This window comes from Streptomyces sp. NBC_01446, assembly GCF_026340095.1.
Lineage (GTDB): Bacteria > Actinomycetota > Actinomycetes > Streptomycetales > Streptomycetaceae > Streptomyces > Streptomyces aureus.
The window spans coordinates 196,621-219,004 of record NZ_JAPEPO010000003.1 but is presented as its reverse complement, the minus strand read 5'-3'; the positions used below and the strand labels follow the sequence as shown (position 1 = coordinate 219,004).

The 22,384-nt window shown below is 68.8% G+C and carries 22 protein-coding genes and 6 pseudogenes; 15 read left to right on the top strand and 13 right to left on the bottom strand.

Features of this window, described 5'->3' with window-relative positions:
- Window positions 1-109: 109 nt before the first annotated feature.
- Complete coding sequence (locus OG456_RS45170) at window positions 110-1,579, bottom strand: MFS transporter (protein WP_266570951.1); 1,470 nt, start codon at window positions 1,577-1,579, stop codon at window positions 110-112.
- A gap of 152 nt (window positions 1,580-1,731) precedes the next feature.
- Between OG456_RS45170 and OG456_RS45165 the strand changes: the two genes are divergently transcribed.
- Together OG456_RS45165 and OG456_RS45160 are read left to right on the top strand one after the other, a co-directional pair.
- The gene (locus tag OG456_RS45165) at window positions 1,732-2,298 is read left to right on the top strand and encodes a TetR/AcrR family transcriptional regulator (RefSeq protein ID WP_266570949.1); all 567 of its coding nucleotides are present in this window, start codon (window positions 1,732-1,734) and stop codon (window positions 2,296-2,298) included.
- Between the two features lie 130 nt (window positions 2,299-2,428).
- On the top strand, window positions 2,429-2,650 hold the full coding sequence (locus OG456_RS45160) for a hypothetical protein (protein ID WP_266570948.1): 222 nt from the start codon (window positions 2,429-2,431) through the stop codon (window positions 2,648-2,650).
- 192 nt (window positions 2,651-2,842) lie between these two features.
- On the opposite strand, the gene OG456_RS45155 is transcribed toward OG456_RS45160, so the two are convergent.
- Window positions 2,843-3,295: a tautomerase family protein gene (locus tag OG456_RS45155; RefSeq protein ID WP_266570947.1), complete on the bottom strand. Its 453-nt coding sequence runs from the start codon at window positions 3,293-3,295 to the stop codon at window positions 2,843-2,845.
- Between the two features lie 261 nt (window positions 3,296-3,556).
- Window positions 3,557-3,874, bottom strand: a pseudogene (locus OG456_RS45150) (transposase family protein); the annotation flags it as partial.
- Window positions 3,875-4,129: 255 nt separating this feature from the next.
- On the opposite strand from OG456_RS45150, the gene OG456_RS45145 reads away from it, so the two are divergent.
- Window positions 4,130-4,510 carry a hypothetical protein gene (locus tag OG456_RS45145; protein WP_266570946.1) on the top strand — a complete coding sequence of 127 codons (381 nt, stop codon included), beginning with the start codon at window positions 4,130-4,132 and terminating at the stop codon, window positions 4,508-4,510.
- 69 nt (window positions 4,511-4,579) lie between these two features.
- Here OG456_RS45145 and OG456_RS45140 read toward each other — a convergent pair whose 3' ends face one another.
- Window positions 4,580-5,755, bottom strand: a complete 1,176-nt coding sequence (locus OG456_RS45140; RefSeq protein WP_266570945.1) for an ISAs1 family transposase — start codon at window positions 5,753-5,755, stop codon at window positions 4,580-4,582.
- 1,031 nt (window positions 5,756-6,786) lie between these two features.
- Here OG456_RS45140 and OG456_RS45135 point away from each other — a divergent pair.
- The 3 genes and pseudogenes from OG456_RS45135 to OG456_RS45125 all read left to right on the top strand — a co-directional run bounded on the left by OG456_RS45135 (window position 6,787) and on the right by OG456_RS45125 (window position 9,920).
- A complete protein-coding gene (locus OG456_RS45135) occupies window positions 6,787-7,509 on the top strand; it encodes a hypothetical protein (RefSeq protein WP_266570944.1) in 723 nt (240 codons plus the stop codon).
- A 236-nt stretch (window positions 7,510-7,745) separates the two neighbouring features.
- Window positions 7,746-8,762 (top strand): annotated as a pseudogene (locus tag OG456_RS45130) (ISAs1 family transposase); the annotation flags it as partial.
- Between the two features lie 72 nt (window positions 8,763-8,834).
- Entirely contained in the window at window positions 8,835-9,920 is a 1,086-nt protein-coding gene (locus tag OG456_RS45125) for an integrase core domain-containing protein (RefSeq protein ID WP_266571759.1), read from the top strand.
- Between the two features lie 102 nt (window positions 9,921-10,022).
- Here OG456_RS45125 and OG456_RS45120 read toward each other — a convergent pair.
- Window positions 10,023-10,271 (bottom strand): annotated as a pseudogene (locus tag OG456_RS45120) (helicase associated domain-containing protein); the annotation flags it as partial.
- A gap of 7 nt (window positions 10,272-10,278) precedes the next feature.
- Between OG456_RS45120 and OG456_RS45115 the strand changes: the two are divergent.
- The gene (locus OG456_RS45115; protein WP_266571817.1) at window positions 10,279-10,473 is read left to right on the top strand and encodes a hypothetical protein; all 195 of its coding nucleotides are present in this window, start codon (window positions 10,279-10,281) and stop codon (window positions 10,471-10,473) included.
- Between the two features lie 29 nt (window positions 10,474-10,502).
- On the opposite strand, the gene OG456_RS45110 is transcribed toward OG456_RS45115, so the two are convergent.
- The 3 genes from OG456_RS45110 to OG456_RS45100 are packed head-to-tail and all read right to left on the bottom strand — an operon-like array spanning window position 10,503 to window position 12,348.
- Window positions 10,503-11,636, bottom strand: a complete 1,134-nt coding sequence (locus OG456_RS45110; RefSeq protein ID WP_266570943.1) for an epoxide hydrolase family protein — start codon at window positions 11,634-11,636, stop codon at window positions 10,503-10,505.
- Window positions 11,637-11,659: 23 nt separating this feature from the next.
- A complete protein-coding gene (locus OG456_RS45105) occupies window positions 11,660-12,052 on the bottom strand; it encodes a hypothetical protein (protein WP_266570942.1) in 393 nt (130 codons plus the stop codon).
- Entirely contained in the window at window positions 12,049-12,348 is a 300-nt protein-coding gene (locus OG456_RS45100) for a hypothetical protein (protein WP_266570941.1), read from the bottom strand. Before OG456_RS45100 ends, OG456_RS45105 begins: the two co-directional genes overlap by 4 nt.
- Between OG456_RS45100 and OG456_RS45095 the strand changes: the two genes are divergently transcribed.
- Window positions 12,326-12,535 (top strand): hypothetical protein, encoded by a 210-nt coding sequence (locus tag OG456_RS45095; RefSeq protein WP_266570940.1) that lies wholly within the window; start codon window positions 12,326-12,328, stop codon window positions 12,533-12,535. The two genes, OG456_RS45100 and OG456_RS45095, sit on opposite strands and share 23 nt — an antisense overlap.
- A gap of 97 nt (window positions 12,536-12,632) precedes the next feature.
- Here the strand turns inward: OG456_RS45095 and OG456_RS45090 are convergent, their stop codons facing one another.
- Window positions 12,633-13,352: an alpha/beta fold hydrolase gene (locus OG456_RS45090; protein ID WP_266571758.1), complete on the bottom strand. Its 720-nt coding sequence runs from the start codon at window positions 13,350-13,352 to the stop codon at window positions 12,633-12,635.
- 531 nt (window positions 13,353-13,883) lie between these two features.
- Between OG456_RS45090 and OG456_RS45085 the strand changes: the two genes are divergently transcribed.
- Window positions 13,884-14,849, top strand: coding sequence for an alpha/beta fold hydrolase (locus OG456_RS45085; RefSeq protein WP_266571757.1), 966 nt, complete (start codon window positions 13,884-13,886; stop codon window positions 14,847-14,849).
- A gap of 186 nt (window positions 14,850-15,035) precedes the next feature.
- On the opposite strand, the pseudogene OG456_RS45080 reads toward OG456_RS45085, so the two are convergent.
- Window positions 15,036-15,294: pseudogene (locus OG456_RS45080) on the bottom strand (acetoacetate--CoA ligase); the annotation flags it as partial.
- Window positions 15,295-15,302: 8 nt separating this feature from the next.
- Window positions 15,303-15,533, bottom strand: a pseudogene (locus tag OG456_RS45075) (alpha/beta fold hydrolase); the annotation flags it as partial.
- On the opposite strand from OG456_RS45075, the pseudogene OG456_RS45070 reads away from it, so the two are divergent.
- The 6 genes and pseudogenes from OG456_RS45070 to OG456_RS45045 all read left to right on the top strand — a co-directional run.
- A pseudogene (locus OG456_RS45070) lies at window positions 15,533-15,688 on the top strand (IS110 family transposase); the annotation flags it as partial. The pseudogenes OG456_RS45075 and OG456_RS45070 sit on opposite strands and share 1 nt — an antisense overlap.
- A gap of 193 nt (window positions 15,689-15,881) precedes the next feature.
- Window positions 15,882-16,271: a lipocalin-like domain-containing protein gene (locus OG456_RS45065; RefSeq protein ID WP_266570939.1), complete on the top strand. Its 390-nt coding sequence runs from the start codon at window positions 15,882-15,884 to the stop codon at window positions 16,269-16,271.
- A 113-nt stretch (window positions 16,272-16,384) separates the two neighbouring features.
- Window positions 16,385-17,260, top strand: a complete 876-nt coding sequence (locus OG456_RS45060; protein ID WP_266570938.1) for a fumarylacetoacetate hydrolase family protein — start codon at window positions 16,385-16,387, stop codon at window positions 17,258-17,260.
- Between the two features lie 61 nt (window positions 17,261-17,321).
- Window positions 17,322-18,245 carry a VOC family protein gene (locus OG456_RS45055; RefSeq protein WP_266570937.1) on the top strand — a complete coding sequence of 308 codons (924 nt, stop codon included), beginning with the start codon at window positions 17,322-17,324 and terminating at the stop codon, window positions 18,243-18,245.
- 23 nt (window positions 18,246-18,268) lie between these two features.
- The gene (locus tag OG456_RS45050; protein ID WP_266570936.1) at window positions 18,269-19,909 is read left to right on the top strand and encodes a bifunctional 3-(3-hydroxy-phenyl)propionate/3-hydroxycinnamic acid hydroxylase; all 1,641 of its coding nucleotides are present in this window, start codon (window positions 18,269-18,271) and stop codon (window positions 19,907-19,909) included.
- A 292-nt stretch (window positions 19,910-20,201) separates the two neighbouring features.
- Window positions 20,202-21,506 carry a CdaR family transcriptional regulator gene (locus OG456_RS45045; protein WP_266570935.1) on the top strand — a complete coding sequence of 435 codons (1,305 nt, stop codon included), beginning with the start codon at window positions 20,202-20,204 and terminating at the stop codon, window positions 21,504-21,506.
- A gap of 175 nt (window positions 21,507-21,681) precedes the next feature.
- Here the strand turns inward: OG456_RS45045 and OG456_RS45040 are convergent, their stop codons facing one another.
- Both OG456_RS45040 and OG456_RS50990 read right to left on the bottom strand, forming a co-directional pair.
- Window positions 21,682-22,077: a hypothetical protein gene (locus OG456_RS45040; RefSeq protein WP_266570934.1), complete on the bottom strand. Its 396-nt coding sequence runs from the start codon at window positions 22,075-22,077 to the stop codon at window positions 21,682-21,684.
- A gap of 46 nt (window positions 22,078-22,123) precedes the next feature.
- Window positions 22,124-22,345, bottom strand: coding sequence for an NIPSNAP family protein (locus OG456_RS50990; RefSeq protein ID WP_353963584.1), 222 nt, complete (start codon window positions 22,343-22,345; stop codon window positions 22,124-22,126).
- Between the last annotated feature and the right edge of the window lie 39 nt (window positions 22,346-22,384).

Below are 22,384 nucleotides of genomic sequence, written 5' to 3'. Positions count from 1 at the left end.
GGTCCTTTACGTGGTGGTTGCGGGATGGTGCAAACGGTCCTGGCGGGGCGTCGCCACGACAGGGTCGGCTCACCCTGGTGCGGTGGAACTTCGATCAAGGCGGTTGGTGTCAACGGCTGTTTACAGATGCCTCGTTCGAGGTGGTGACCGCATCTTGATCGGTGGAACGTTGCGGCGCCGCGGAGCCTTCCGCGGGCTTGGACCTCGCCAGCCACAGGCCGGTGAACACGGCGGTGGCCAACGTGATGGCGCCAGCCGCGACGAAGGCGCTGTTGAGGCCGGTCTCGAAGGAGGCGCCGCCGGATTGCCGGGTGCGGACGATGGCTCCGAGTACCGCCACGCCGAGCACCGCGCCGATCTGCCGGGTGGTGCTGCTGATGCCTGATGCGAGGCCGCCTTCCTGCGGGCTGACTGCTTGGATGGCGGCTCCCGTCAGTGGGGACATGGTCAGGGCGAAGCCGATGCCGACGACCCCCAGCCGCCACCACACGTTCCCGTAGCCGGTGTCGGCGTGCACCATGCCGAGCGCCAGCAGTCCCAGGCCGGCCAGGGCCAGGCCGGTGGTGACCACGATGCGGAAACCGTGCCGGGCGGCGAGTCGGCCCGCGTACGGGCTGACGATCACCATGGCGAGGGAGACGGGGAGGGTCTGCAGGCCGGCGCGCAGGATCGAGCTGCCCTGGACGTACACGAAGAACTGGGAGAAGAAGAACGACGAGCCCATGAGCGCGAACCCCACTACGGTCATGGCGGTGTTGGACACGGTGAACAGCCGCTGCCGGAACAGCCGCAGCGGCAGCATCGGGGCGGAACGGCGCGCTTCGACGGCGACGAAGGCGGCGAGGAGGATCACCGCGGCGGCGAAGCTGCCAAGGATCACCGGCGACGACCAGCCGCGGGCACCACCCTCGATCAGCCCGTAGGTCAGCACTCCCACTGCCAGTACGGACAGCACCGTGCCCGGGATGTCGATCGCGGGGGCGGCCGGGTTGCGGGTCTCGCCGAGGTGGCGCAGGCCGACCAGCAGGAGGACCGCGCCGATGGGCAGATTGACCAGGAAGATGGCGGGCCAGCCGAAGGCTTCCGTCAGCACGCCGCCGGCCACGGGGCCTGCGGCCAGACCGATTCCGCTGAATCCGGCCCACAGCCCGATCGCCTTCACTCGTTCTTGCGGCACGGGGTAGGCGGCGGCGAGCAGGGCCAGCGAGGCAGGGCTCAGCGCCGCGGCCCCGATGCCCTGGAGCACCCGGCCGGCGACCAGCCAGCCGACCGACGGCGCGAGGCTGCACAGCACCGACGCGGCGGTGAACACCACCACGCCGGTCAGGTACACCCGCTTGCGGCCGAACCGGTCGGCGAAGATACCGCCGGACAGCAGCAGCATGGCCACCAGCAGGACGTACGCGTCGACGATCCATTGCAGACCGGTCAACTGCGTGTGCAGCCGGTGCTGCATATCGGGCAGCGCCGCTCCAACAATCGTGTTGTCGAGCAGGACCATGAACTGGCCCAGGCAGGTCACCGTGAGCAGCACGGCCCGGTTTGATCGACTGCCTACGGTCGCATGCGATGCAGCCATGGGGTCCCCCCTCAATCGATAGGTGCGCCCGGCCACGGTCGACGCGGGTGGCGATACACCTGAGCGCCCTAAAGCAGCCGGCGGATGCGTTAGGTGACTATAGGGAGGGTCGCCCCGTAAACGCAAGTCGCGACTGCGTTAAGGTGGAGGGTATGAACGAGCGACAGCGAGCCCGGCGGCCCGGCGGGCGCAGCGCCCGCGTGGGCGCGCAGGTGCACCAGGCCGTCACCGACCTGATCAGCGAGCGCGGCTACGGCAACTTCACCGTCGGCGAGGTCGCAGCCCGCGCGGGCGTAGCCGACAGCAGCATCTACCGCCGGTGGGGCAGCCTGGAAACCCTGCTCACCGACGTGGCGCTCACCCGCCTCAATGCGCAGTCGCCGATGCCCGACACCGGGAGCCTGGCCGGCGACCTGCGCACTTACGCGGCCCAAGTGGCCCGCGAGATCACCGGACCCGACGGCCTGTTGTTGGTGCGCCTGGCCGTCGCCCTGTCGAGCATCGGTCAGCAAGGCCTGCAGGCTCGTGACGACCTCCGCGGCGAACGCACCCGGCAACTGCAGTCCATGCTCGATCGCGCCCGCGAACGCGGCGAGCCCGCACCCGACGCGCTCGACGTGCTGGACCACATCCTGGCCCCGATGTATATCCGCGTCTTGTTCGGCATGGTCCCGCTCACCCCGGACTACGTCGACGGGCTGGTCGACCGATTGCTGTGACCGCAACCCGGTTCCTGACCCGCCACGGAGGTCCCTGACCGGGTACGCCTTTCGCCCCGATGGTCAGCTGCACTCTGCGGCGAAGCCATCACCTGAGTCCGGTCGCGTGCGAAGTTGGCTTGTCGTACCGGTGTGGCTTAATGCTTCCCGGCCGCACGGCACGAGCGGCACCATCGACGACCGACGCGACGCATCCGAGCACGCCAACGTCGTGGTCTACGTGCGGGGCGCCGTGCGCGAGACGTACGCCTACGCCCGCCGCACCGGCAGTTCTCCAGCGAACTCCGCCCCAGCGCTGCACGCGCTGGAGAACGCGGCCGCTCTCGTCGACCTCACCGAAGCCGACGACTGACCCGCAAATGACTCCAGGCGCTCCCGGCCCGGAGCGGCGTCGACGGCGCAAGCGTTCTCGAGGTCGCCGCCGCCCCAGCCGCCGTCCACGCCGACCACCACCGCGGCGGAGTCCTCGAGGAAAGCGACCCCACCGTCCGCGGCCGCGCCTGTCACGGGGCTGGGGTTTGCCCGCCGGGATGCAGACGGGGTGTCAGGCGCGGATGGAGTCGGGCCACTTGAAGTCGGCGGGGACGCTGTTGGGGTCCAGGCGGTCGGCGGGGACGCCCTTGCCGTAGGTGACCTCGCCGTTGCCCATCGACCAGTCGGCGGGCTGCACCGTCTGGAGGTTGAAGAAGACGTCCTCCGTGCGCAGCTGCAGGCGCTTGTTCAGCTCGCCGACCACGCCCTTGTAGAAGTTGCCCTTCTGCTCGGGGGTGGCGACGTCGAGGAAGACCAGCTGGATGAACACGACGTTCTCCGAGCGGTGGATTCCCAGGTAGTCGGGGTCGGCGATGAGGTTGCCGGGCTTGTGCTCGGAGATGACCTGGAAACGGTCCTCCGGAACTCCGAGATGAATGATCATCTGGTCGTAGACGACGTCGGCGATGGTGCGCTTGTACTCTTCCGACTTGCCTTCGAGGAGATCAATTCGTGCGAGCGGCATGCGAGGCTTCTTTCTTTCTCTTCGGCGACCGGGGTGTCGCCTTCCGTATGAGTCGGCAAGTTTCCTGCCGTGCCACCAACCAAGGCACTCCTAGACCGGACGTCTAGTGGTGGGGGATGGAGCGCATCCCAGACGCTCACCGCCGTCGCGCACAGGTCATCTGCAGTACACCCGACGTGGTCATGAAGAAGAACGAGACACACGTCCCGCCACAGCAAACCCAAGCCATCGGACGAAGCGTGTCACCGCCCCGCGAGATCAGGACGCAGACGCCGGCCCGCGGAACCGCTTGCGAGGCTGGAGGACGAGCATCGGCCCGAGGTGATCGACGATCCGGTCCGCCGCCCACTTGGAAACCCCGAACAGCGGCGCCAGTTGGCGCGTGGTCAGGTTCGTCCGCCAGTAGGCCGCGACCAGCAGCGCCCGGTCCTCCAGCGGCAGGCTCCATGGCCGACCCCTGCGGACTGTGTCCGCACCCTCGCGCCGCAGAACTGTCACCAGCTTCCCGAACTGGCCCGGACTCAGCCCGGTGAACGGGGCTATCCAAGACGGCTCCGACGCCGTGATCACACCAGCCACGCGAAGATCATCGCAGGATGGTTAGGGCGCCTTCGTCGAGCCGACGGACTGGAGACGGATGATGGAGCAGAACGAAGCTCTGCAACTCGCGGTGGCATTTCTCGCGAGCAGTCAGGGCGAGTACGAGCCGCCTCTTGCCATCGACACAGAGCAAGTCCGCCAGAGCAACGGGCTCCCCCTCTCTGTCAGCCTTGGGTGAGACGTTCCGATCCGGCGGGTTAGCCTGAGAGTGCACGACAGGAGAACCACCCCCTCATGACCAGCACCAAGCCCGCCGGATCCGACCCGGCTCCCAGGCCAAAGCGCCGTTCCTTCAGCCCGGAGTACAAGCTGCGGATCGTGGCCGAGTACGACGCCGCACCCAAGAACGAGAAGGGCGCGGTCCTGCGCCGCGAGCGCCTGTACCACTCGCATGTCAAGGAATGGCGGGCCGCGCGGGACGCCGGGGCCCTGGAAAAGCTGGTCGACAAGCGCACCAGCCCGGCCCGTCCGAAGAAGTCGGCCGCCGAGGCAGACAACGAGAAGCTGCGCCGCCAGGTGGAACGGCTGGAGAAGGAACTGGCCCGGAACAAGGCCGCGCTGGAAGTCATGGGAAAAGGTGTGCCACGAACGCGGGTGGCCGCAATGGGTAGTTGAGCGGCTGAACGCGATGCTGTGCGAGCGATGAAGGTAGGCCCTTCGCAGCCGCCCTGCGGCAGGGCTTGATCAAGTTCCGTTGAGGTCGGGCTTGTAGGTGATGCCCAGGATGGGGAGGGCTCGTTCGGGTTGGTCGCGGATGGCGCGAGTGGTCTTGGCGATGTTGGTCGCTCCGAGGGCTTTGAGGGCTCCGATTGCGAGGTTGCGGAGGGCGGCCATGACGCGGGGTGCGTTGCCGGCGTGGACGGTGGAGGCGTCTTCGGCGAAGGTACGGTCGCGGATGTGGTGCTGGGCTTCCACGATCCAGTGTCCGCGCAGGTGGGAGGCGAGTTCGGCCGGTTTCGCCTGGTGGGCGTCGAGGCTGGTGACCGCGTAGACGGTCTCGCGGGTTTCCTTCCTGCCGGTTGCTTTGCGGCGGCGGTGGACGCGGAGGGCGAGCTTCGCGTGGGGGAAGGCGATGCCGTCGAGGTTGTCGGCGATGGCGAGAGTCTTGACCGAGCGGGACTCGCGACGGCCGTGTCCCTTGTTCGAGGCGGTGTGCTGGATGGCCACCGCGTGCCAGTCCAGACCGTCCAGCTGGGCCCAGGCGGTGGGCTGATTGGGCTTGATCACGGCCACGTAATGCGCCTTCTTGGTCTCCACCAGCCAGGCGACATTGGCCTTCACGGAGTGCAGCGCGTCGAAGGTGACCACGTCTGCGTCCAGGTCGAGCGGTGCAAGCAGGGGCTGGAAGTGCCGTGTCTCGTTGGTCTTGGACCCGACCTCGGCCTGGGCGAGGGTGACCGGGCGGCCGTGGGTGACGGCGGACAGCAGGTGGCGGCGGGGCCGGCTCAGACGGGCGGAGCCGCGCAGTGCCTTGCCGTCCACAGCGATCACCCGTCGTCTGCCCGGGGCTGCGGCGGTATGGCGGTGAGCCAGCCAGGCTCCGACGGCCGCATCGAGTGCGTCGGCGTCGAGGCGCTCGAGGACCCTCCCGATCGCCGATCTGGACGGTGCATGCCGCCAGTGCAGCAGGTGACGGCGCACGTCGAGCGCGGCGAGGAGCCCGGCGTCGGCACGGGCGCTCCACTCGGCGAGCTCGTCGATGGTCCGGGCTCCTGAGACCGCGGCGGCCGCGCAGACCAGCAGGATTGAGGCCAACGAGTACCAACGGCCCCGCCGGGAGCGAGGATCGGGCACCGCCTCCAGGAAGAACCGCAGGTCAGCCACGTCGTCCGGATTGAGCGGACCCAACTTGGCCAACACGGCAGGGATCGGGGAAGATGAGACAGCGGACACGGGAACCCTCTTGATCACTCGGCTTAGACACCTGAATGATCACGGATTCCGTGTCCGCTCTGTCATCCACCCCAACCCGCAGCAGCATCCTCACGCCAGTTGGGCGAACCCGGGAACTTGCGCAAGCCCTGTGTTTGCGGGGGGAGGCTTCAAACCGCCACATGCTGCGGAAGCGGTGACGCGACCGTGGTGAGCGATGTGGAAAAGGCGTCCAAGAGGCGTCAGGTGGGGATCAGGAAGACGGAGCGCGAATCCCCGTAAGGGGGGCGCTGTTGACGCGTCGTTAAGGATGAAACGGCATCAAAACCGGGGGTTACTTTTTGCCCCGGGATGAGCCTGGCGGATACCCGATCTACTGGCCAGGTGGTGCCCGGCGTGGAGGCGACGTGAGCCTGGTCTGCTGCGCTCGCAGGGAACGTGGGAAGACACGAACTGATGCTGCGGTAGCCCGTTTTGGATGACACCGCATAAGGGAGGACCTCAAGCGGACAACCCGCAAGAGGCAGAGTACCGATGCAGATCGTGTCGGCGGACCGGTTCGTAGTAGTGATGAAGTCCTTGCTCGGCGCGGTGAGGGTGGAGCGAAGGGACCGGATTGTCCGTGGTTCGTTTGTTTGGTCAACCGGAGTCAGTCCGGGAGGCAGGGCCCCGGCGTTTGTCTCGGATGTCCGGTTGATCGCGCGATGCCGTAGGGCGTGTGGGTACGCCTCCGGAGGCAACGTCGGAACCTGCGTTGGGGTGTCGCGGTGCGGGGCGCGTGAATGGCCGGGTGGGGCGGCGCTTTCTACGGTCGGACGGGGCCTGGGCGATGTGGCCGCGGGTTGGCGGCAGGGTCCCCGCGCCAGGCATGGTGTGGCGGGCGCGCGCCGGGACTTGGCGAATACTTGATCAATAAAATAGCTGTGCGTGGCTTGTATGTTGCCTGTCCCGCATACAGTCCTCGGACCTGGCTATCGACAGGCTGGGCCCTTCTGTAACTCTTCAACTCCCGAGGAATCATGCGCATCCCGTCTCCTGCCGTCAAGGCGCTCCCGCTCGTCGCTTTGTCACTCGCTCTGCCCCTGACGGCCTGCTCCTCCGGCACGTCCGACTCCTCCGCTGGTACAGCCAAGCCGAAGCAAGCGGCTTCCAAAGACCCGAACGCCGGTCTCCTGACGGGTGCACAGCTGAAGAAGGTCTTGGCGCCGACTTCGTTCTTCCCGGCCGGCTTCGCCGTCGATGCGAGTGGCGCTCGGGACACCGGAGGCACGTACGTCGAGCCGTCGTCGGCGCCCGCGTCGGCGAAGCCGGACTGCGCGAAGCTGGACGGTACGAGCTGGATCGCCGTCACCGGGGTCTCGGGCGTGTCGTTCGCACAGAACGACTTCGTCAACAAGAACACTTCCGAGGACATCGCGCAGGAGATCGACGTATTCCGGGGGACAACGTCCTCGACGGTCCTGAAGGGCGTGGAGGAGGTGGCCTCGGCCTGCGCGACGTTCACCGACGACCAGACTCACACGAAGGTGAAGGTGACCGGGCAGGCGGCGTCCGGCCTCGGCGACGCCGCGTACACCGTAACGCTCACGGACGGCGCGTGGCAGAACGGCGCCACCCTGATTGCGGCCCGTGTCGGCACGAACGTCGTGAGCGTGATGTCGACGGACGGCCACGACAACGGTGCGGCCACGGCGAAGAAGCTGACGGCGCAGCTCGTCGCCTCCCTGAAGAAGACGGCCTGAGAATTTCCTTCGGCTCTGTCGGCACCTGCGCCCCGAGCTGCTGCATTAGCTCTGTCTCCGGGGCTCTTGCCTCATCTCTGCGGCAGGGAGCGCGGGGGAGAACTCCAGGGCCCCGGCGTTTGCCCGGCTCGTGCGAATTTTGGGTCGGTTGATGTCCGTGGCCAGCCCCGGAAGCAGGCGAACACGGCCCCTGTGGATCATGGAGTTGTCTAAGCTTCAAGATCCACGAAGGTGCCGTGTTCGTCCCACCATCATCCCCTAACACTGCTCCCGTTTGCCCGGCACCCCGTCTGCAAGCCCTGCATGAGGGCGCCGCGCGGGATCAAGTCCGCAGCCTGGTCGCCGAGTTCGAGTCGCTCACCGATCCGCGCGGAGCCAGCGGGGTGCGCTACCGGCTCTCCTCCCTGCTGGCCCTGGTGGTCTGCGCGATGACTCCCGCGGGCCACGACTCGATCACCGCGGCAGCGGAGTGGTGCCGGCGTGCGGCACCCGAGGAACTGGCCGCCTTCGGCCTGCCTTACCACCCGCTCCTGGGCCGCTACCGGGTACCGAGCGAGAAGACCCTACGCAGTGTGCTGGGCCGCCTCGATCCGGCCGAGCTCAGTGCGGCCGGGTTCGCCTACCTGACGTCCCTGATCCCCGACAAGCCCGCACCTCCCGCGCCGTTGATGCCCGACGGCGGCCCAGAGCGCGAACAGCGCCGGGCCCACCGGGCTGCCGCCCAGGAAGATCCGGTGCGCCGCAGGCGCCGGGCGATCGCGGTGGACGGAAAGTGCCTGCGCGGGGCACGGCGCTCTGACGGCAGCCGGGTCTTCGTGCTCTCCGCGGTCCGCCACGGCGACGGCATCACCCTCGCCTCGCGTGAGATCGGCGCGAAGACGAACGAAATCCCCGAGTTCCAGCCTCTGCTCGACCAGGTCGACGAAGCCAACCTCGCCGGAGCGGTCATCACCGCCGACGCCCTCCACGCCCAGCACGCCCACGCCGCCTACCTGCGCGAACGCGGCGCCCACTACCTCCTCACGATCAAGAACAACCAGCGCGGTCAAGCCCGCCAGCTCCACCGGCTGCCCTGGAAAGAGATCCCCGTGATCCACCGTGACGACACCCGCGGCCACGGCCGCCACGAGCAGCGTCACGTGCAGGTCGTCACCGTCGACGGCCTGCTCTTCCCACACGCCCGCCAGGTCCTGCGCATCCAGCGCAGACGCCGCCTGTACGGGGCGAAGAAGTGGTCCAGCCAGACCGTGTGGGGCTCGTAAAGTCATCGCCGCAGGTGAAGGCCGGTGTTCAGGGTCGTTGGCGGTGGCTGGGATGCTGCCGGGATGATCGTGTCGCTGCTCTACCGGGCCACCCGCGCGCTACTGTCCCTGCCTGCGGTGCTGCTTCGCCGAGACACTGCCAAGGATGCCGAACTTCTGGTGCTCCGGCACGAGAACGCGGTGCTGCGGCGGCAGCTCAGGGGTCCGGTCCGCTACGAGCCGACCGACCGGTTCTGGCTCGCCGCGCTCTCGTCACTGATACCGCGCCGACGCTGGGCCAGCGTCTTCCCGGTCACGCCGGGGACGCTGCTGGCCTGGCACCGACGGCTGATCGCGAGGAAGTGGGACTACTCCGCCCGCCGCGGCCGCACCGGACGCCCGCCGACCGCGGCCGCGCTCAAGAAGCTGGTGCTGCGCCTGGCCGGGGAGAACCCGCGCTGGGGCCATCGCAGGAGCCAGGGCGAACTGGCTCGGTTGGGACACCCGATCGCCCACTCGACGGTTTGGCAGATCCTGCACGCGGCCGGCCTCGACCCGGCCCCGCGCCGCACTGGCCCGAGCTGGCGCGAATTCCTGACCGTGCAGGCCGAGGGGAACATCGCGGCGGACTTCTTCCACCTGGACACGGTGACCGGCAGGCGGCTGTACACGCGGGCGTTCCTCGAGCACGGCACCCGCAGGCTGCACATCACCGGCGTCACCGCCCACCCGACCGCGCAGTGGGCCACCCAGCAGGCCCGCAACCTCACCGACCAGCTCGGCACCCGGGCGGGGTCACTGCGCTTCGTGCTCCGCGACCGCGACACCAAGTACACCGACTCCTTCGACGCCGTCTTTGAAGCCGAGGAGATACAGGTGCTGCTCAACGCGCCGCGGGCGCCGCGCATGAATGCCCACTGCGAACGCGTCATCGGCACCATCCGCCGCGAGGCCCTCGACCATATCCTGATCATGAACGAGTCCCACGCTCGGCACGTCCTCGCCGCGTACCAGGACCACTACAACGGCCATCGGCCCCACCGGTCCAGAGACCAACGGCCGCCCCGGGCGCACGACCAGCCCGCCACCGTGCGTGACCTCGACGCCCGCAGACTCCTGCGCACCCGCGTCCTCGGCGGCGTCGTCAACGAGTACCGGTACGCCGCCTGAGCTGCAGCGACGACTTTCCGAGCCCCACAGGTTCTTGGCGAGACGGAAGCAGCGCTGCCAGGCGGTGTCCCAGACCGGGCACCAGCCTGGATCGATCGCGTCCAACGCATCCTGACGGCTCTCCGGCAAACCCCACCCTCCCACAGGCACCAGCTGGCCCTGTTCGTGCGCGAGAGCAGCCTCCACGGCCTGCCGGGCAGCAGCCCGCTGGTTCTTCAGCCACACACCGACCGGGAACCCGCCCTCACCCACCGCACCGACCGGCGCCAGCAGATGCCCGTGTTCTTCCGCCCAAGCCCGGGCGACAGCGAGGCCCGCGTCGAAGGCATTATCGTGCGCGCTCCACACCATCCCGAGCTTGTCCAACTGCCGCACCCGCTCGCCCTCGAGCAACTCCGTGGCCCGGCTCTCGCCGTTCGTGCGGCACCACGTCAACATGCTCGGCAGGTACTCGTTCCAACTGCCGGAGCTGCCCGGGGGCCTGCGGCCCTGCGGGATCCGGACGCCGACGACGACCGGTAAGTCGATCCGGCTACGGGCGCGTTGGTGCTGAGGCTCAAGAACTCTCACGGGTTTCGGTGTTCACCGGTGTGCGCGGAAGAACTCGGTGAGGTCGTGCGCGAGGAGCTCGGGTTCTTCGTGGGCGGCGAAGTGTCCGCCACGGGGCATGCGGGTGTACCTCGTGATGTTGTACGTGCGCTCGGCCCAGCTGCGGGGCGGCTGAGTGAGGTCGGCCGGGAACAGAGCGAGGGCCGTGGGCACGTTTACCCGCTCCACCCGCCTCGTCAGCCGCTGGGCGTATTCGTAGTAGGGCCGGAAGGAGGTCGAGATGGTGCCGGTGAACCAGTAGAGCGACGCCTGCGTGAGGAGGAAGTCGTCGCTGAACCGGGACGACACGTCACCACCGCAATCGCTCCACGCACGGTACTTCTCGACGATCCAGGCAAGCAACCCGGTCGGCGAGTCGGCCAGACCATAGCTCAGCGTGAAAGGGCGGGTGCTCTGTTCGTGCAGGTACCCGCCCTCTTCCGCGGACCACCCCGCGACGGAATCGAGGTACTCCTGCTCCTCTGGGGTGACACCGGCCGCGTCATAGGAGACTGGACTGGCGATCGCCATCAGATGGATGCCCACCACGGCCTCGGGGTGTGCCTCGCCGAGCCGGGAGGTGATGCCGGCACCCGGGTCGCCCCCGTGCGCGGCGTAGCGGGAGAAGCCGAGTTCGTCGTGCATGAGCCGGTGCCAGATCTCATGTGTCTGCGGCGGCTCCGCGAGCGAGGGCCGCTGAGGAGAGAGGGCGAATCCGGGCAGCGAGGGGACAATGACGGTGAACGCGTCGGCGGCGTCACCCCCGTGCCGCGACGGCGTGGCCAGCCGGCGGGCGAGGGTGGTCAGTTCGAGGAAGGTACTGGGCCACCCGTTGGTCAGGACGATCGGCAGGGCGCCGGGGTGTTCGCCGTCGAAGCGGAGGTAGTGGACGGGGGTTCCGTCGATATCTGCGAGATGGGACGGTAGGGCGTTGATGGTGGCTTCGTGAGCACGCCAGTCGTATTCGGAGGCCCAGTAGGTGACGAGACGTCGCAGTTCGCCGGAGTCGGTGCCGGCCTCCCACCCTGTGGCGGGCCAGGGGGTCGGCCAGCGTGTGTTGAGCAACCGTGAGCGCAGCTCGTTCAGTTCGGCCTCGGGGACGGCGATCGCGGGCGCGTGGCGGGTCATGGGGGTCTCCATGGGGTTCGTTCTCACATGACAGTGGTGCGTGCCTGGGTGTCGGAGCCGCTCTGCGTGCGGTTGTCGGGGGACAGGCGGGTGGTCCCGGCGATCACAGTGGACAGAGCCATGAGAATCGCGATGACGAGCAGGGCGACGACGGTGACGGCCCGGCGGGGGCCGATGCGGGTGACGACCGTCCCCGACAGGGGCAGCACGATCACGCCGCCGACGGCGATGGTGAGCAGCAGGAGTCCCAGTGATGCCGAGTCGAGATTCAGCTGCGTGCGGACCTCGGGGAGCCGGGAGGACCAGGTCGACCCGGCCAGCCCCAGACCGGCGAAGGCCGCGTAGGTCGCCCTCGCACCCGCCGTCACCTCCCGCGCTGTCGGCGCCGCCGGGACGGCTGCAGACGCACCGGTCACGATCCCGGCCGACCAGCTGGGCCGATGGTCTGGTCGATCGCGTCCCGCGTCTTCTCAGGCGACTCCGGAGCAGTCGTGAGCAGAGCATGCATGATCATTCCCTCAAGCAGGGGGCCCAGGCGGGCGGCGCTGTCCGGGCCGGCGAAACGGGCCAGAACAGTGCGGCTGCCCTCCGTCCATGCCTGCGTCAGGGCTCGCAGTCCGGGGTTGCGGAGCGCCGCCAGGTGCAGCTCGAAGCCGAGGACCGCACTGCGGTGCCTGGCCAGGACCTCCGTGGACGAGATCGACCAGGACATCAACGAATTGCTCGTGCGTTTTGACATCCTCGAACAGATTCTCAAACGCCGCGGACTGCAGTTCGACATGCCGGGCGAACGCCTCCGTCTGGAGATCGGTCGAGCTGGCGAAGTGGTAGGTGATCGACCCGAGCGGCACGCCGCCCGGGCAGCAATGTGCCGATGCATCGTGCCGGCCACTTCATGATCACGTGGGCCCGCGCCCCGTCAACACCGTTGCGTTTGAGTCTTGAGTCGCAGGTCAAGCCCTGGTGAAAGGCGGAACGGCGTTGGGCAATAGCTGCTCAGGCGTTCCAGTGCGCTTCAAGGGCTGCGGCGACCTCGGCCGGCTTCTGGATCAACGTCCAGTGGCTGCAGTCGAGCTTGACGACCCGGGACGCTCGCACGGCTTCGCCGAGTTGATCGGCGAACGCGATCGGACAGGCCGGGTCGAGCGTCCCCCAGAGGACCAGGCACGGTGCGGACACGTTCGCCAGTTCCGGTTCCCACTCCGCGCCCACCGTCATGGCGGAGCGGTACAGCTTGAGGATGCTGTCCCTCATCGACCCGTCCACGTGACGGACCATTTCCTCGGCCACGTCAGCCGGGACATCGAGTTTGCTCAGGTCCTTGGCGAAGGCTGCTGGGTCAAGCTCGTTCATGAACCGGTCCCCCGCGACCGGGTCCTGCCAGATCTTGGCCAGCGGATGCCAGTCGTACTGAGCACTGACCGGAGCGCTACTGCCAGCCCACGTACGAACCAGGTCCGGCCGCAGGGAAGCGACGCGCGCGGTAAGAATGCAGCCCCAGTCATGGCCGACCAGGTCCACCGGCTCGCCGACCTGCTCTAGTCGTTCGATGAGCCAATCGACGTACTCCTCTTTGGTAGAGCCGAAGCCGTGCGGCCGCGGTGCGCCGAAGCCGGGCAGGTCCCAGGCCGCGACGTCACTTCGGCTCAGGTGCCGGCGCACTCCGTCCCACACACGGTGAGTGTCGGGGACGCCGTGGATCAGAACTGCAGGCATGGACGACAACTCCTTCACGGGATGAAAACATCATACATGAGGCTTTCATCATTATTATGTTTTTGGCCCCGAGGCGCGACTCGGGGCCCTGGAGCCGTCATGTCCCGTCCCCCTGCCGAACGCATGGCCCAGGGGGTGCCGTCGCTCCTGCGGCATGGTCAGGCCGCTGAACAAGGGCACAACCCCCGTCGCCCCGGCTCTCCATCACAGCCCGCCGCCGGTGGGTGTGGTGGGGACGAGAAGGAGAGACGCCTCCTTCGGTGGTGCGCCATGAGTCGGTGGTGCCCGGCGAGCCCCCGCAGGACCGCTTGGGCATCGAGAGCACCGGCAACTGGACACCCGCCGGCGCCGCTGGCCCTTCCGCTGCCAGCCTGGTCGCAGCCTGATGGGAATGCGATGCCTGCCGGCGTGGCGGTGCGCGTCGAACTGAGCAACGGCCCCGCGACCACGGCGGGCGATCACTCGGCTGTCGGTGTGATGGCGCGTAGCGTTGTTACGTACCAACCGCACCCTGGAAGGGGGCGCGTGACCATGGTCGAGCACCGCACCGTCACGGTTGGAGGGCTTCAGCTGCACACCGCGGAGGAGGGCGAAGGGCCCCTGGTTCTCCTGCTCCACGGCTTTCCCGAATGCTGGTACAACTGGCGCCACCAGTTCGCGCCCCTGGCCGGGGCCGGATACCACGTCGTCGCCCCCGACCAGCGTGGTTACGCCCGCAGCGACCGGCCCGCCGCGGTTGAGGAATACACCACCCTGCACCTCGTCGGTGACGTCATCGGCCTGATCCATACACTCGGCGCACAGCAGGCCGTGGTCATCGGCCACGACCTGGGCGGCATGGTCGCTTGGTCCACCGCGCTGATGCGGCCCGACGTCATCCGGGGGGTCGTGGGCCTCAGCGTCCCGCCTCCGCAGCGCGGTCCGATCCCTCCGCTGCAGGCGATGAGCGAGCGGTTCCGCGGCCAGTTCTACTGGAACTACTTCCAGACCCCCGGCGTCGCCGACGCCGAGCTCGCGAAGGACCCGCACGCCACCTTCCGCCGCGTGATGTATGGCCTCTGCGGAGACAACCCGCACAGCGACCCGCCGATCGAGCCGCTCGTCCCACCGGGCAAGGGATTCCTGGACCTCTTCGAGGACCCCGAGGAACTTCCCGCCTGGCTCACCGAGGCCGACATCGACACACTCGCGACGGAGTTCACCGAAGCCGGGTTCACCAGTGTCCTCAACTGGTACCGCAACTTCGACCGCAACTGGCAGCTGACCGCCCCATGGGACGGCGCGCAGTATGAGATGCCCGGCCGCTACCTCACCGGCGATCGGGACCTGGTCTACGGATTCCCGGGGATGGACCGATTCATCCCCGCCCTGCCCACGCTCCACCCGACCGTCGGACCGGCGCACATCCTTCCCGGCTGCGGCCACTGGATCGCCGAGGAACGCCCCAACGAGGTGAATGCGGCGCTCCTGGAATTCCTTGGCTCCCTGAACAGTTGACGACCAGTCGGCTGCGGTCGAAGTCGGCACGTCTTTTCGGCAGCTGCCGCGGGAGCGACGGGCGCCCACAGTAGTGCGGGCGCCGTCACAGCCTTGATCGCGGCCTGCGGTACAGCCGACATCTCGACGACCTCACGTTGCTCCTCACCGCACGTCCGCGGACGGAGTGCCGCCGCGCCACCGTCGGCGATCGCGCAGGGAATCGTCCAGGCCGACCCCGTCGGCGAGTACCACGAAGAGCAGCATCCAGTAGCCGCCGTCGGGTTCCTCCGCGCCGATGACGAGGGCCTCGGCGAATTCGGGGAGGTGTTCGACGACGTCGTGGATGTCGGGCACTGCCCAGGCGTACGCCGTTGCGGTTGAGGGTGGCGTCGGAGCGGCCGTGGACGATCACCGAGCCGTGCGAGGTGTGGGTGATCCAGTCGCCGTGCCGTCACACGCCCGGTAGGCGCGGCGACGCACCGCTGCGCCGCCCGCAACGAGCAGCCCTGAGTTGACCTCGCCGAGCCGCCCCGACGACGTACCGGCGAGCGCGACGGCGGCCACCCGGTCGCGTACGAGGTCCGGGTGCCGGTCGGCCAGGGCCATGACCGTCATGCCGCCCATGGAGTGTCCGACCAGCACGATCGGCCCCTCGGGCACGGCCGCGTCGATGACGGCCTTCAGATCGCTGCCGAGCTGGTCTGATCAACGAGCGGCGCGAGCGGCTGCTGTCCCGCCGAGTCCTGAATGACGAGGCGGCCCTGCTGGAGCTGATTCGCCACGTCCTGGACATCGACCAGAAAGTGCTGTGGGCGGTGGACGTCAATCACGGCGGTGCTGCGCTGCTGATCGGTCTGCGCTGTCAGCCCAAAGCAAGCGGACTTTTGAGTGCCGGGGACCAAGAGTCGGTGCCGCGGTCGCGGGTCTACTGCTCTGTGTGGGCGGCAGGCGTCGGCCACTCGGTCCGGCCGCTCGGGCATCGCCGTGGTGCTCTGTGACGGTGCCTGTCGCGGTCGGGCCGACGGTACTGGAGCATGGTGCGAGGCAGACATGAACGGTTTGGTCGGAGCTTGGGCCCTTGAGGACTTCTCGGAAACATGCCAGGGGACGGTCGTCCGTCCGCTCGGGGAGCGTCCCAGCGGGGTGCTGCTCTACGCGGCCGACGGGTGGATGAGCGCACTGCTGACAGCCGATCCCGATGTGGCCCCGGTCGCATCCCACGTCCAGGAGACAGTGGGCCGGACCGTGGCGTATGCCGGCCGCTGGGAGCGCGAGGCGGACGGGCCGGTCATGCACCTTATTCAGGCGAGTCACTACGCACCGTGGGTGGGGACGACCTTGGTGCGCAATGTCCGGTTCAGTCCGGGACGGCTGGAGCTGACAGCCGCCGGGGCCGATGAGTCCCTGTTGCGCCTGCGCTGGCGACGGGCCGACGCCTGACGGCGTGGGACCGGGCCGGCCGCCCGCCGCACAGCCGGAGCAGCGACAACGACCGCCTGGCTGATCACCCTCTCATCCCCTTTTCCCCTTTATTCTCATGGAGGTGTTGTGCCATGCGCACAGCCAATCTGAACGGCCGTCTGGTGCTCGTCCTCGACGACGGTGCCGTGGACGTGGAGAAAGCCAGTGACGGGCTGTTCTCCTCGGACCCGCAGGCAGTCTTCGACCGCTGGGCCGAGTTCAGCGACTGGGCCCAGTCCGCGGCCGCGACCGGCCACCAGCGGACGCCCTTGGAGGAGCGGCAGCTGGGCGCGCCTGTTCCGCGCCCGCGGCAGGTCTTCGCGGTCGGGCTGAACTACGCCGACCACGTGGCGGAGTCGGGGGTCGCCATACCGGAGCGTCCCGCTGTCTTCACCAAGTACCCCACGTCCCTGACCGGGCCCTACGACACGGTCTCGCTGCCGAGTGCCTTGGTTGACTGGGAGGTCGAGCTCGTAGCGGTGATCGGTCGTGAGGCGTCCCAGGTCGCCGTCTCGGACGCGTGGCAGTACGTGGCCGGCCTCACGCTCGGCCAGGACCTGTCCGAGCGCGGCATCCAGTTGTCGGGACCGGCGCCCCAGTTCTCCCTGGGCAAGTCGTTCCCCGGCTTCAGCCCGACCGGGCCGGTGCTGGTCACCCCGGACGAGTTCGACAACCCCGACGACCTCGCGCTCGGCTGCGCGATCGACGGCGAGACCATGCAGGACTCGCGCACCTCCCAGCTGATCTTCTCGGTGTCCCAGCAGATCGCCTGGATGTCGTCGATCTGCCCGCTGCTACCCGGCGACCTGATCTTCACCGGCACACCGGCAGGCGTGGGCGGTACCCGGGACCCGCGCCGCTTCCTGGCCCCCGGCGAGGAATTGCACAGCTGGATCGACGGCATCGGTGAGCTGCGCAATCCGCTGGTCGCCGGCCCCAGCTACCCCGAAGGCCCGCAGGCCGTCTGACGCGCGGCCGCACCTTCCTGCGTACCCCATCCGCACACCGAAGCTTTTTGAGGAGACTGCCATGGCCCTGCACCGCGTGGCGTACATCACGATCGGGGTGCCCAATGTGGCCGACACCTCGGCTTACTACGCCGATTTCGGGCTGACGGACCTCGGCGACGGCCGTTTCGCCACTGCCGACGGCGGCGAACAGCTCAAGATCGTTCACGCGGCGCGGCGCCGCCTGGAAGAGCTCACCCTGAGCGCCGACGACCCCGACGACCTCGGCCGGATCGGCTCGGCCCTGGACCGGCTCGAGGTGCCGTTCGTCCGGGACACCCACCGCCTGCGCGCGGTCGACCCGGGCACCGAGGTGACGGTGACCGTCGAGGTGCAGCCGCGCATCGTGCAGCCCGCAGCCGCGCGGATGCCGTACAACGCTCCCGGGCGGATCGAGCGGACCGGCGAGCGTGCCGCCGGCGTACTGCGTGAGGGGCCGGTGCGCGTCCGCCGTCTGGGACACGTTGTCCTGGGCTCCACCGAGCAGGAGGCTTCCCAGCGCTTCTTCACCGAAGGGCTCGGCTTCAAGGTCAGCGACGTGGTACCGGGCGCGGCGTTCCTGCGCTGCTCCACCGACCACCACAACGTCCTCGTCCAGCAGGCCCCCATCTCCTTCCTGCACCACACCTCCTGGCAGGTGGACGACGTGGACGAGGTCGGACGCGGCGCCACCCGGATGCTGGAAGGCCACGCCGAGCGCCATGTGTGGGGTATGGGCCGCCACCAGCTGGGGTCGAACTTCTTCTGGTACCTCAAGGACCCGGCCGGCAACTTCTCCGAGTACTACTCCGACATGGACTGCATCGTCGACGACCAGCTGTGGACGCCCGGGATGTGGGAGGACGCCCGCGTCGCCCTGTACAACTGGGGCCCGCCGGTGCCGCCGTCCTTCCTGCGTCCCGAGGACCTCGCCGCGCTGATGACCGGCGCGCACGACGCCGGCTGAACGAAAGGAACGCAGGCACGGTTATGAGCAGCTCTACCAAGGGCCTCGCCGCGCAGGCCTACGACGTGCTGGTCGTCGGCGCCGGTCCGGTCGGGCTGGCCACGGCCATCCAGCTGGCCACCCGAGGCCGCCGGGTCGGCATCGTCGAACGCTGGCCGCAGCACTACCCGCTGCCGCGCGCCGTGGTCTTCGACCACGAGGCCGGCCGCATCCTGGCGTCGCTGGGGGTGGACATGGCCGCTGTCAGTGAACCCGCTGTGGACTACGAGTGGCGCAATGGAGAGGGTCAGCAACTCCTCCATTACGACTTCTCGGACGGCAGCCACTCCGGCTGGCCCAACCTGAGCGCGTTCAACCAGCCCACCCTGGAAGCGGCCCTGAACGAGCGCGTCCGGTCGCTGCCGGGGATCGACATCCTGCGCGGCTGGGAAGCCGTCGGCGTCCAGGCGGGCCCCACGGCGGTGGAAGTCACTGTGGCGGAGAGCACCGGAGACGAGCCCCTGCTCCGTGACGGAGAACGCGCGCAGCGCACTCTCCGGGCCGCGTATGTCGTCGGCTGCGACGGCGCCAACAGCTTCATCCGTTCGTGCATGCGCACCTCGGTCACCGACCTCGGCTTCAAGTTCGACTGGCTGGTCCTCGACGTCATCCCCCATGACCGGGACCGCCAGTGGACGCCACGGAACCTGCAGCTCTGCGATCCGGCCCGGCCGACCACGGCGGTGGTCGGCGGCCCGGGCCGCCGTCGCTGGGAGTTCATGCGCCTGCCCGGCGAGTCCATCGCCGAGCTCCACCAGGCCGAGATGGCCTGGAAGCTGCTCGAGCCGTGGGACCTGCACCCGGACAACGCCACCCTGGAGCGGCAAACCGTCTACACCTTCCAGGCACGCTGGGCGGACTCCTGGCGCGACGGCCGACTGCTGCTGGCCGGCGACGCGGCCCACCAGATGCCGCCGTTCGCCGGGCAGGGACTGTGCTCGGGACTGCGTGACGCCATCAACCTGAGCTGGAAGCTCGACCTGGTGCTGTCCGGGAAAGCCGACGACAGTCTGCTGGACACCTACACCACCGAGCGATGCCAGCATCTGCAGCATGCGATCGAGAAGTCTGTGGGCCTGGGGAGGGTCATCTGCGAGCCGGACCCGGCCGCGGCCGCCGAGCGCGACGCCCGCATGATCGCCGACCAGCAGGCAGGCCGCGTACCACAAGGAGATCAGTTCCTGGTGACCTTCACCCGCGGACTGCTGGACCGCGACCGCACCGGCGCCACGGCGGAGCCGACCGGGCAACTCAGCCGGCAGGGACGGGTGCGGTTCGCGGACCGTACCGGCCTGTTCGACGAAACCGTCGGCATCGGGCTCACCCTGCTCACCACCGGTGATCCGCGTGACGGGCTCGACGAGGACACCCTGGCCTGGTGCGACCAGGTCGGGCTCCGCCTGCTGAGGATCACGGACGACCCGGCGGCGAACGGCCCCGACGACGCCGTCGATCTCGACCGCACCTACCTGATTGACCTGGCCCGTACCGGCCTTGAGGCCATGCTGGTGCGCCCCGACTTCTACATCTTCGGCGGCGCCAAGAGTACGGCCGACATCCCGCGTCTGGTGGATGCGCTACGCGGCCGACTCACGGCGGTCCCCGCCCCGGAGGTCACCGCTTGAGCCACCGGCGCCACAGCCGGTGCCCACGGCCGGCCTCGCCGAGCACAGCGGCGCGTGACACGGCCGGCGCTCACCGCGCCGCGCCGTGCCGACACGCGGAGTGAACCAGCCCGGCCGGTGAACGGTGCGACCGTCCCGGCCGGGCAGCACGCCGTCGGCCGCACGGCGGCCCTCGTCAGCGGCGGGGTCCGCGGCTGCTCGACTCTCCGCGGAAAGATATGGTCCCCTGACCTGGGTGGCAGCAGCGAGCGGCCCGCTCGCGCGCCTCCCCGGCGACGGAGGGACGGGAAGCGTGACGGGACAGTGGCTCCAGTGGTTGCGGCCGGATCCCGGCCGCCTGACCGAGCCCGTCCTGTCGCCGGTGGAGCTGGCCGCGGCACGCACGGAGCTTGGCGCGGCCCCGGTCGAGTGGGCGCTCCAGAGCGCCGACGCCATCGCAGAGGAGGTTTTGAGGAAGGTGCCCGAGCACGGTGGCGGTCCCACTGCCGGGACCACCCTGCGACGTGTGACCCAGTCCGCGGTGCTGACGGGCTTGCACCTGATGGCGTCCGACTTCAGCCGGCCCATCCCCACCCTCGCCGAGGATGCGCTGGAAGGATGCCGGGAGTTTGCGCGCCGCGGAATCCCGCTGGAGCTCGTCCTGCGGGGAGTGCGGCTCGGGCACGCGCAGCTGGCGCACCGCCTGGCAGCAGGAGTCGAGGAGCACGTCCCGGCCGACCAGCGCCTGGCCGAGCTGCGCCGGATCGACGACCTGATGTTCACCTACGTCGACGCCCATTCGAGCGTCATGGCCGAGGAATACATCGCCGAACGGGACCGCTGGCGTGGCAGTGACGAAGCCGCCCGCCGCGCCGTCATCGACGAACTGCTGGCCGCCCGCCCGGTCGACCGGGAAGCCGCCGCCCTGCGTCTGCGGTACGACCTGTCAAGCACGCACGTGGCCGCAGTGCTGTGGGGCGACGACACCGCCACCTCCGCGCCCGCCGCAGAACGGCTGCACCACGCGGCCTCGACCATGGCCCGCGCCCTGGAAGCGGCCAGGACGCTCGTCATCCCGGCCCACGACAACAATGTGTGGGTATGGTTCGCCGTCAGCGGCGAGACCGCCGAAGACCACATCCGACACCTGCGCAGCTCCATGCCCGAGCCGGCAGGGGTGCGTGCGGCTCTCGGCCCGCCCGCACCAGGGCCCCACGGCATGCGCCGCAGCCATCTGGGGGCGTTGCAGGCACAACGGATGGCCTTGCGCGCTTCGGACTCCTGGCTCTGCGACTACCGGGACATCCGCCTGGCAGCCCTCGTCACGGCTGACTCCGAACACGCACGCTGGTTCGTACAGGAGGTCCTCGGGCCGCTGGCCTCCGAGGGAGCCCGCCTCCATGAGCTGCGCGAAACCCTGCGCATCTACCTCGCCGAGGAACGCAGCCCCCGCACCGCGGCCGAACGCCTGCACATTGCCCGCAACACCGTCACTTACCGCGTCAAACGCGCGGAGGAACTGCTGCCCGTGACCACCACAGCAGTCAGCTCACTGGAAGTGCGCGTAGCGCTCGAAATGGCGGCTGCCTCACGAACCGGCACGTCGGCCGCTAGCTGAAGGCAGTGCCCGGCGGTTTCTGTCCGTAGTCCGAGCCGGTTGTGCGAATCAACTCCCAGCGATCCTCGACGCCTTCGCCCAGCACAAGCATGCCCTGGAAGCCCGCAGCATCCTGGCTGCAGCACCGACCCCACCATGGCTGCGAAGCTGACACGGCGGCGGCTGCTGTCGCTGCTCAGCAGGCCGGCCGGGTCCGCGGCATCCAGGCCGAAGCCGCAAGGCTCCACGAGGTCTCCCCAGCCTGTTTGACGTGCGCCATCGCCCGGCGGAGGCCGCCGGTCATCGTCTCGGGGCCGCAGCGCTTGTACGGGCCGTTGAAGCGCTGCTGGACCGCCTGTCGGGTCACACCCAGGGCGGCACCGATGTCGGTCCACGAGGAGCAGTACGTCCGGCAGTGCTCGACGTAATCCTCGACCAAGTCGTCAGCCAGCGCGTGCAGTTGGCCGGCAAGTTCGGCAGCGACGGTCAACAGGGCGAGCCAGTCGAACTGTTCTTGCCCTGCGGGGCGGTGCGCGGTCTCGCATCTCCGGTCGACTTCCGCGATGAGATCGTCCAGGTCCGGAAGAGCCATGAGGACGCTCACCCTTCTGGCTGCGTCACCCGTCGAAGGTCAACCGTTATCGCAAGGGCGATTCGGCGGTGGGCGTCAGCACGGACTCGGCGATGTCCAAGCCTTCCATGTCTGCGCGGAATTCAGGACTCGACAAGTGCGCATCCAGCCGCTCCTGCATGTCGTCGGCGTCCCTGTAAGAAACGAGGGCGTACAGCTGGGGAGCCTCGCTTGCGGGCGCTGCGGGCACCATCCAGACACCGTGTGTGGTGATCCGGTGCTTTGCCATACCGGAATGTGCTTGGCCCAGATGGTCTCGTAGGCGGCG

What these genes read in the sequence shown, in the direction of transcription:
- OG456_RS45085 (WP_266571757.1), top strand. Translation starts at nt 13,884, where the DNA reads ATGGTCGAGCACCGCACCGTCACGGTTGGAGGGCTTCAGCTGCACACC.
- OG456_RS45065 (WP_266570939.1), top strand. Translation starts at nt 15,882, where the DNA reads ATGAACGGTTTGGTCGGAGCTTGGGCCCTTGAGGACTTCTCGGAAACA.
- OG456_RS45135 (WP_266570944.1), top strand. Translation starts at nt 6,787, where the DNA reads ATGCGCATCCCGTCTCCTGCCGTCAAGGCGCTCCCGCTCGTCGCTTTG.
- OG456_RS45165 (WP_266570949.1), top strand. Translation starts at nt 1,732, where the DNA reads ATGAACGAGCGACAGCGAGCCCGGCGGCCCGGCGGGCGCAGCGCCCGC.
- OG456_RS45125 (WP_266571759.1), top strand. Translation starts at nt 8,835, where the DNA reads ATGATCGTGTCGCTGCTCTACCGGGCCACCCGCGCGCTACTGTCCCTG.
- OG456_RS45060 (WP_266570938.1), top strand. Translation starts at nt 16,385, where the DNA reads ATGCGCACAGCCAATCTGAACGGCCGTCTGGTGCTCGTCCTCGACGAC.
- OG456_RS45055 (WP_266570937.1), top strand. Translation starts at nt 17,322, where the DNA reads ATGGCCCTGCACCGCGTGGCGTACATCACGATCGGGGTGCCCAATGTG.
- OG456_RS45040 (WP_266570934.1), bottom strand. Translation starts at nt 22,077, where the DNA reads ATGGCTCTTCCGGACCTGGACGATCTCATCGCGGAAGTCGACCGGAGA.
- OG456_RS45145 (WP_266570946.1), top strand. Translation starts at nt 4,130, where the DNA reads ATGACCAGCACCAAGCCCGCCGGATCCGACCCGGCTCCCAGGCCAAAG.
- OG456_RS45170 (WP_266570951.1), bottom strand. Translation starts at nt 1,579, where the DNA reads ATGGCTGCATCGCATGCGACCGTAGGCAGTCGATCAAACCGGGCCGTG.
- OG456_RS45110 (WP_266570943.1), bottom strand. Translation starts at nt 11,636, where the DNA reads ATGACCCGCCACGCGCCCGCGATCGCCGTCCCCGAGGCCGAACTGAAC.
- OG456_RS45090 (WP_266571758.1), bottom strand. Translation starts at nt 13,352, where the DNA reads ATGCCTGCAGTTCTGATCCACGGCGTCCCCGACACTCACCGTGTGTGG.
- OG456_RS50990 (WP_353963584.1), bottom strand. Translation starts at nt 22,345, where the DNA reads ATGGCAAAGCACCGGATCACCACACACGGTGTCTGGATGGTGCCCGCA.
- OG456_RS45050 (WP_266570936.1), top strand. Translation starts at nt 18,269, where the DNA reads ATGAGCAGCTCTACCAAGGGCCTCGCCGCGCAGGCCTACGACGTGCTG.
- OG456_RS45155 (WP_266570947.1), bottom strand. Translation starts at nt 3,295, where the DNA reads ATGCCGCTCGCACGAATTGATCTCCTCGAAGGCAAGTCGGAAGAGTAC.
- OG456_RS45100 (WP_266570941.1), bottom strand. Translation starts at nt 12,348, where the DNA reads ATGTCCTGGTCGATCTCGTCCACGGAGGTCCTGGCCAGGCACCGCAGT.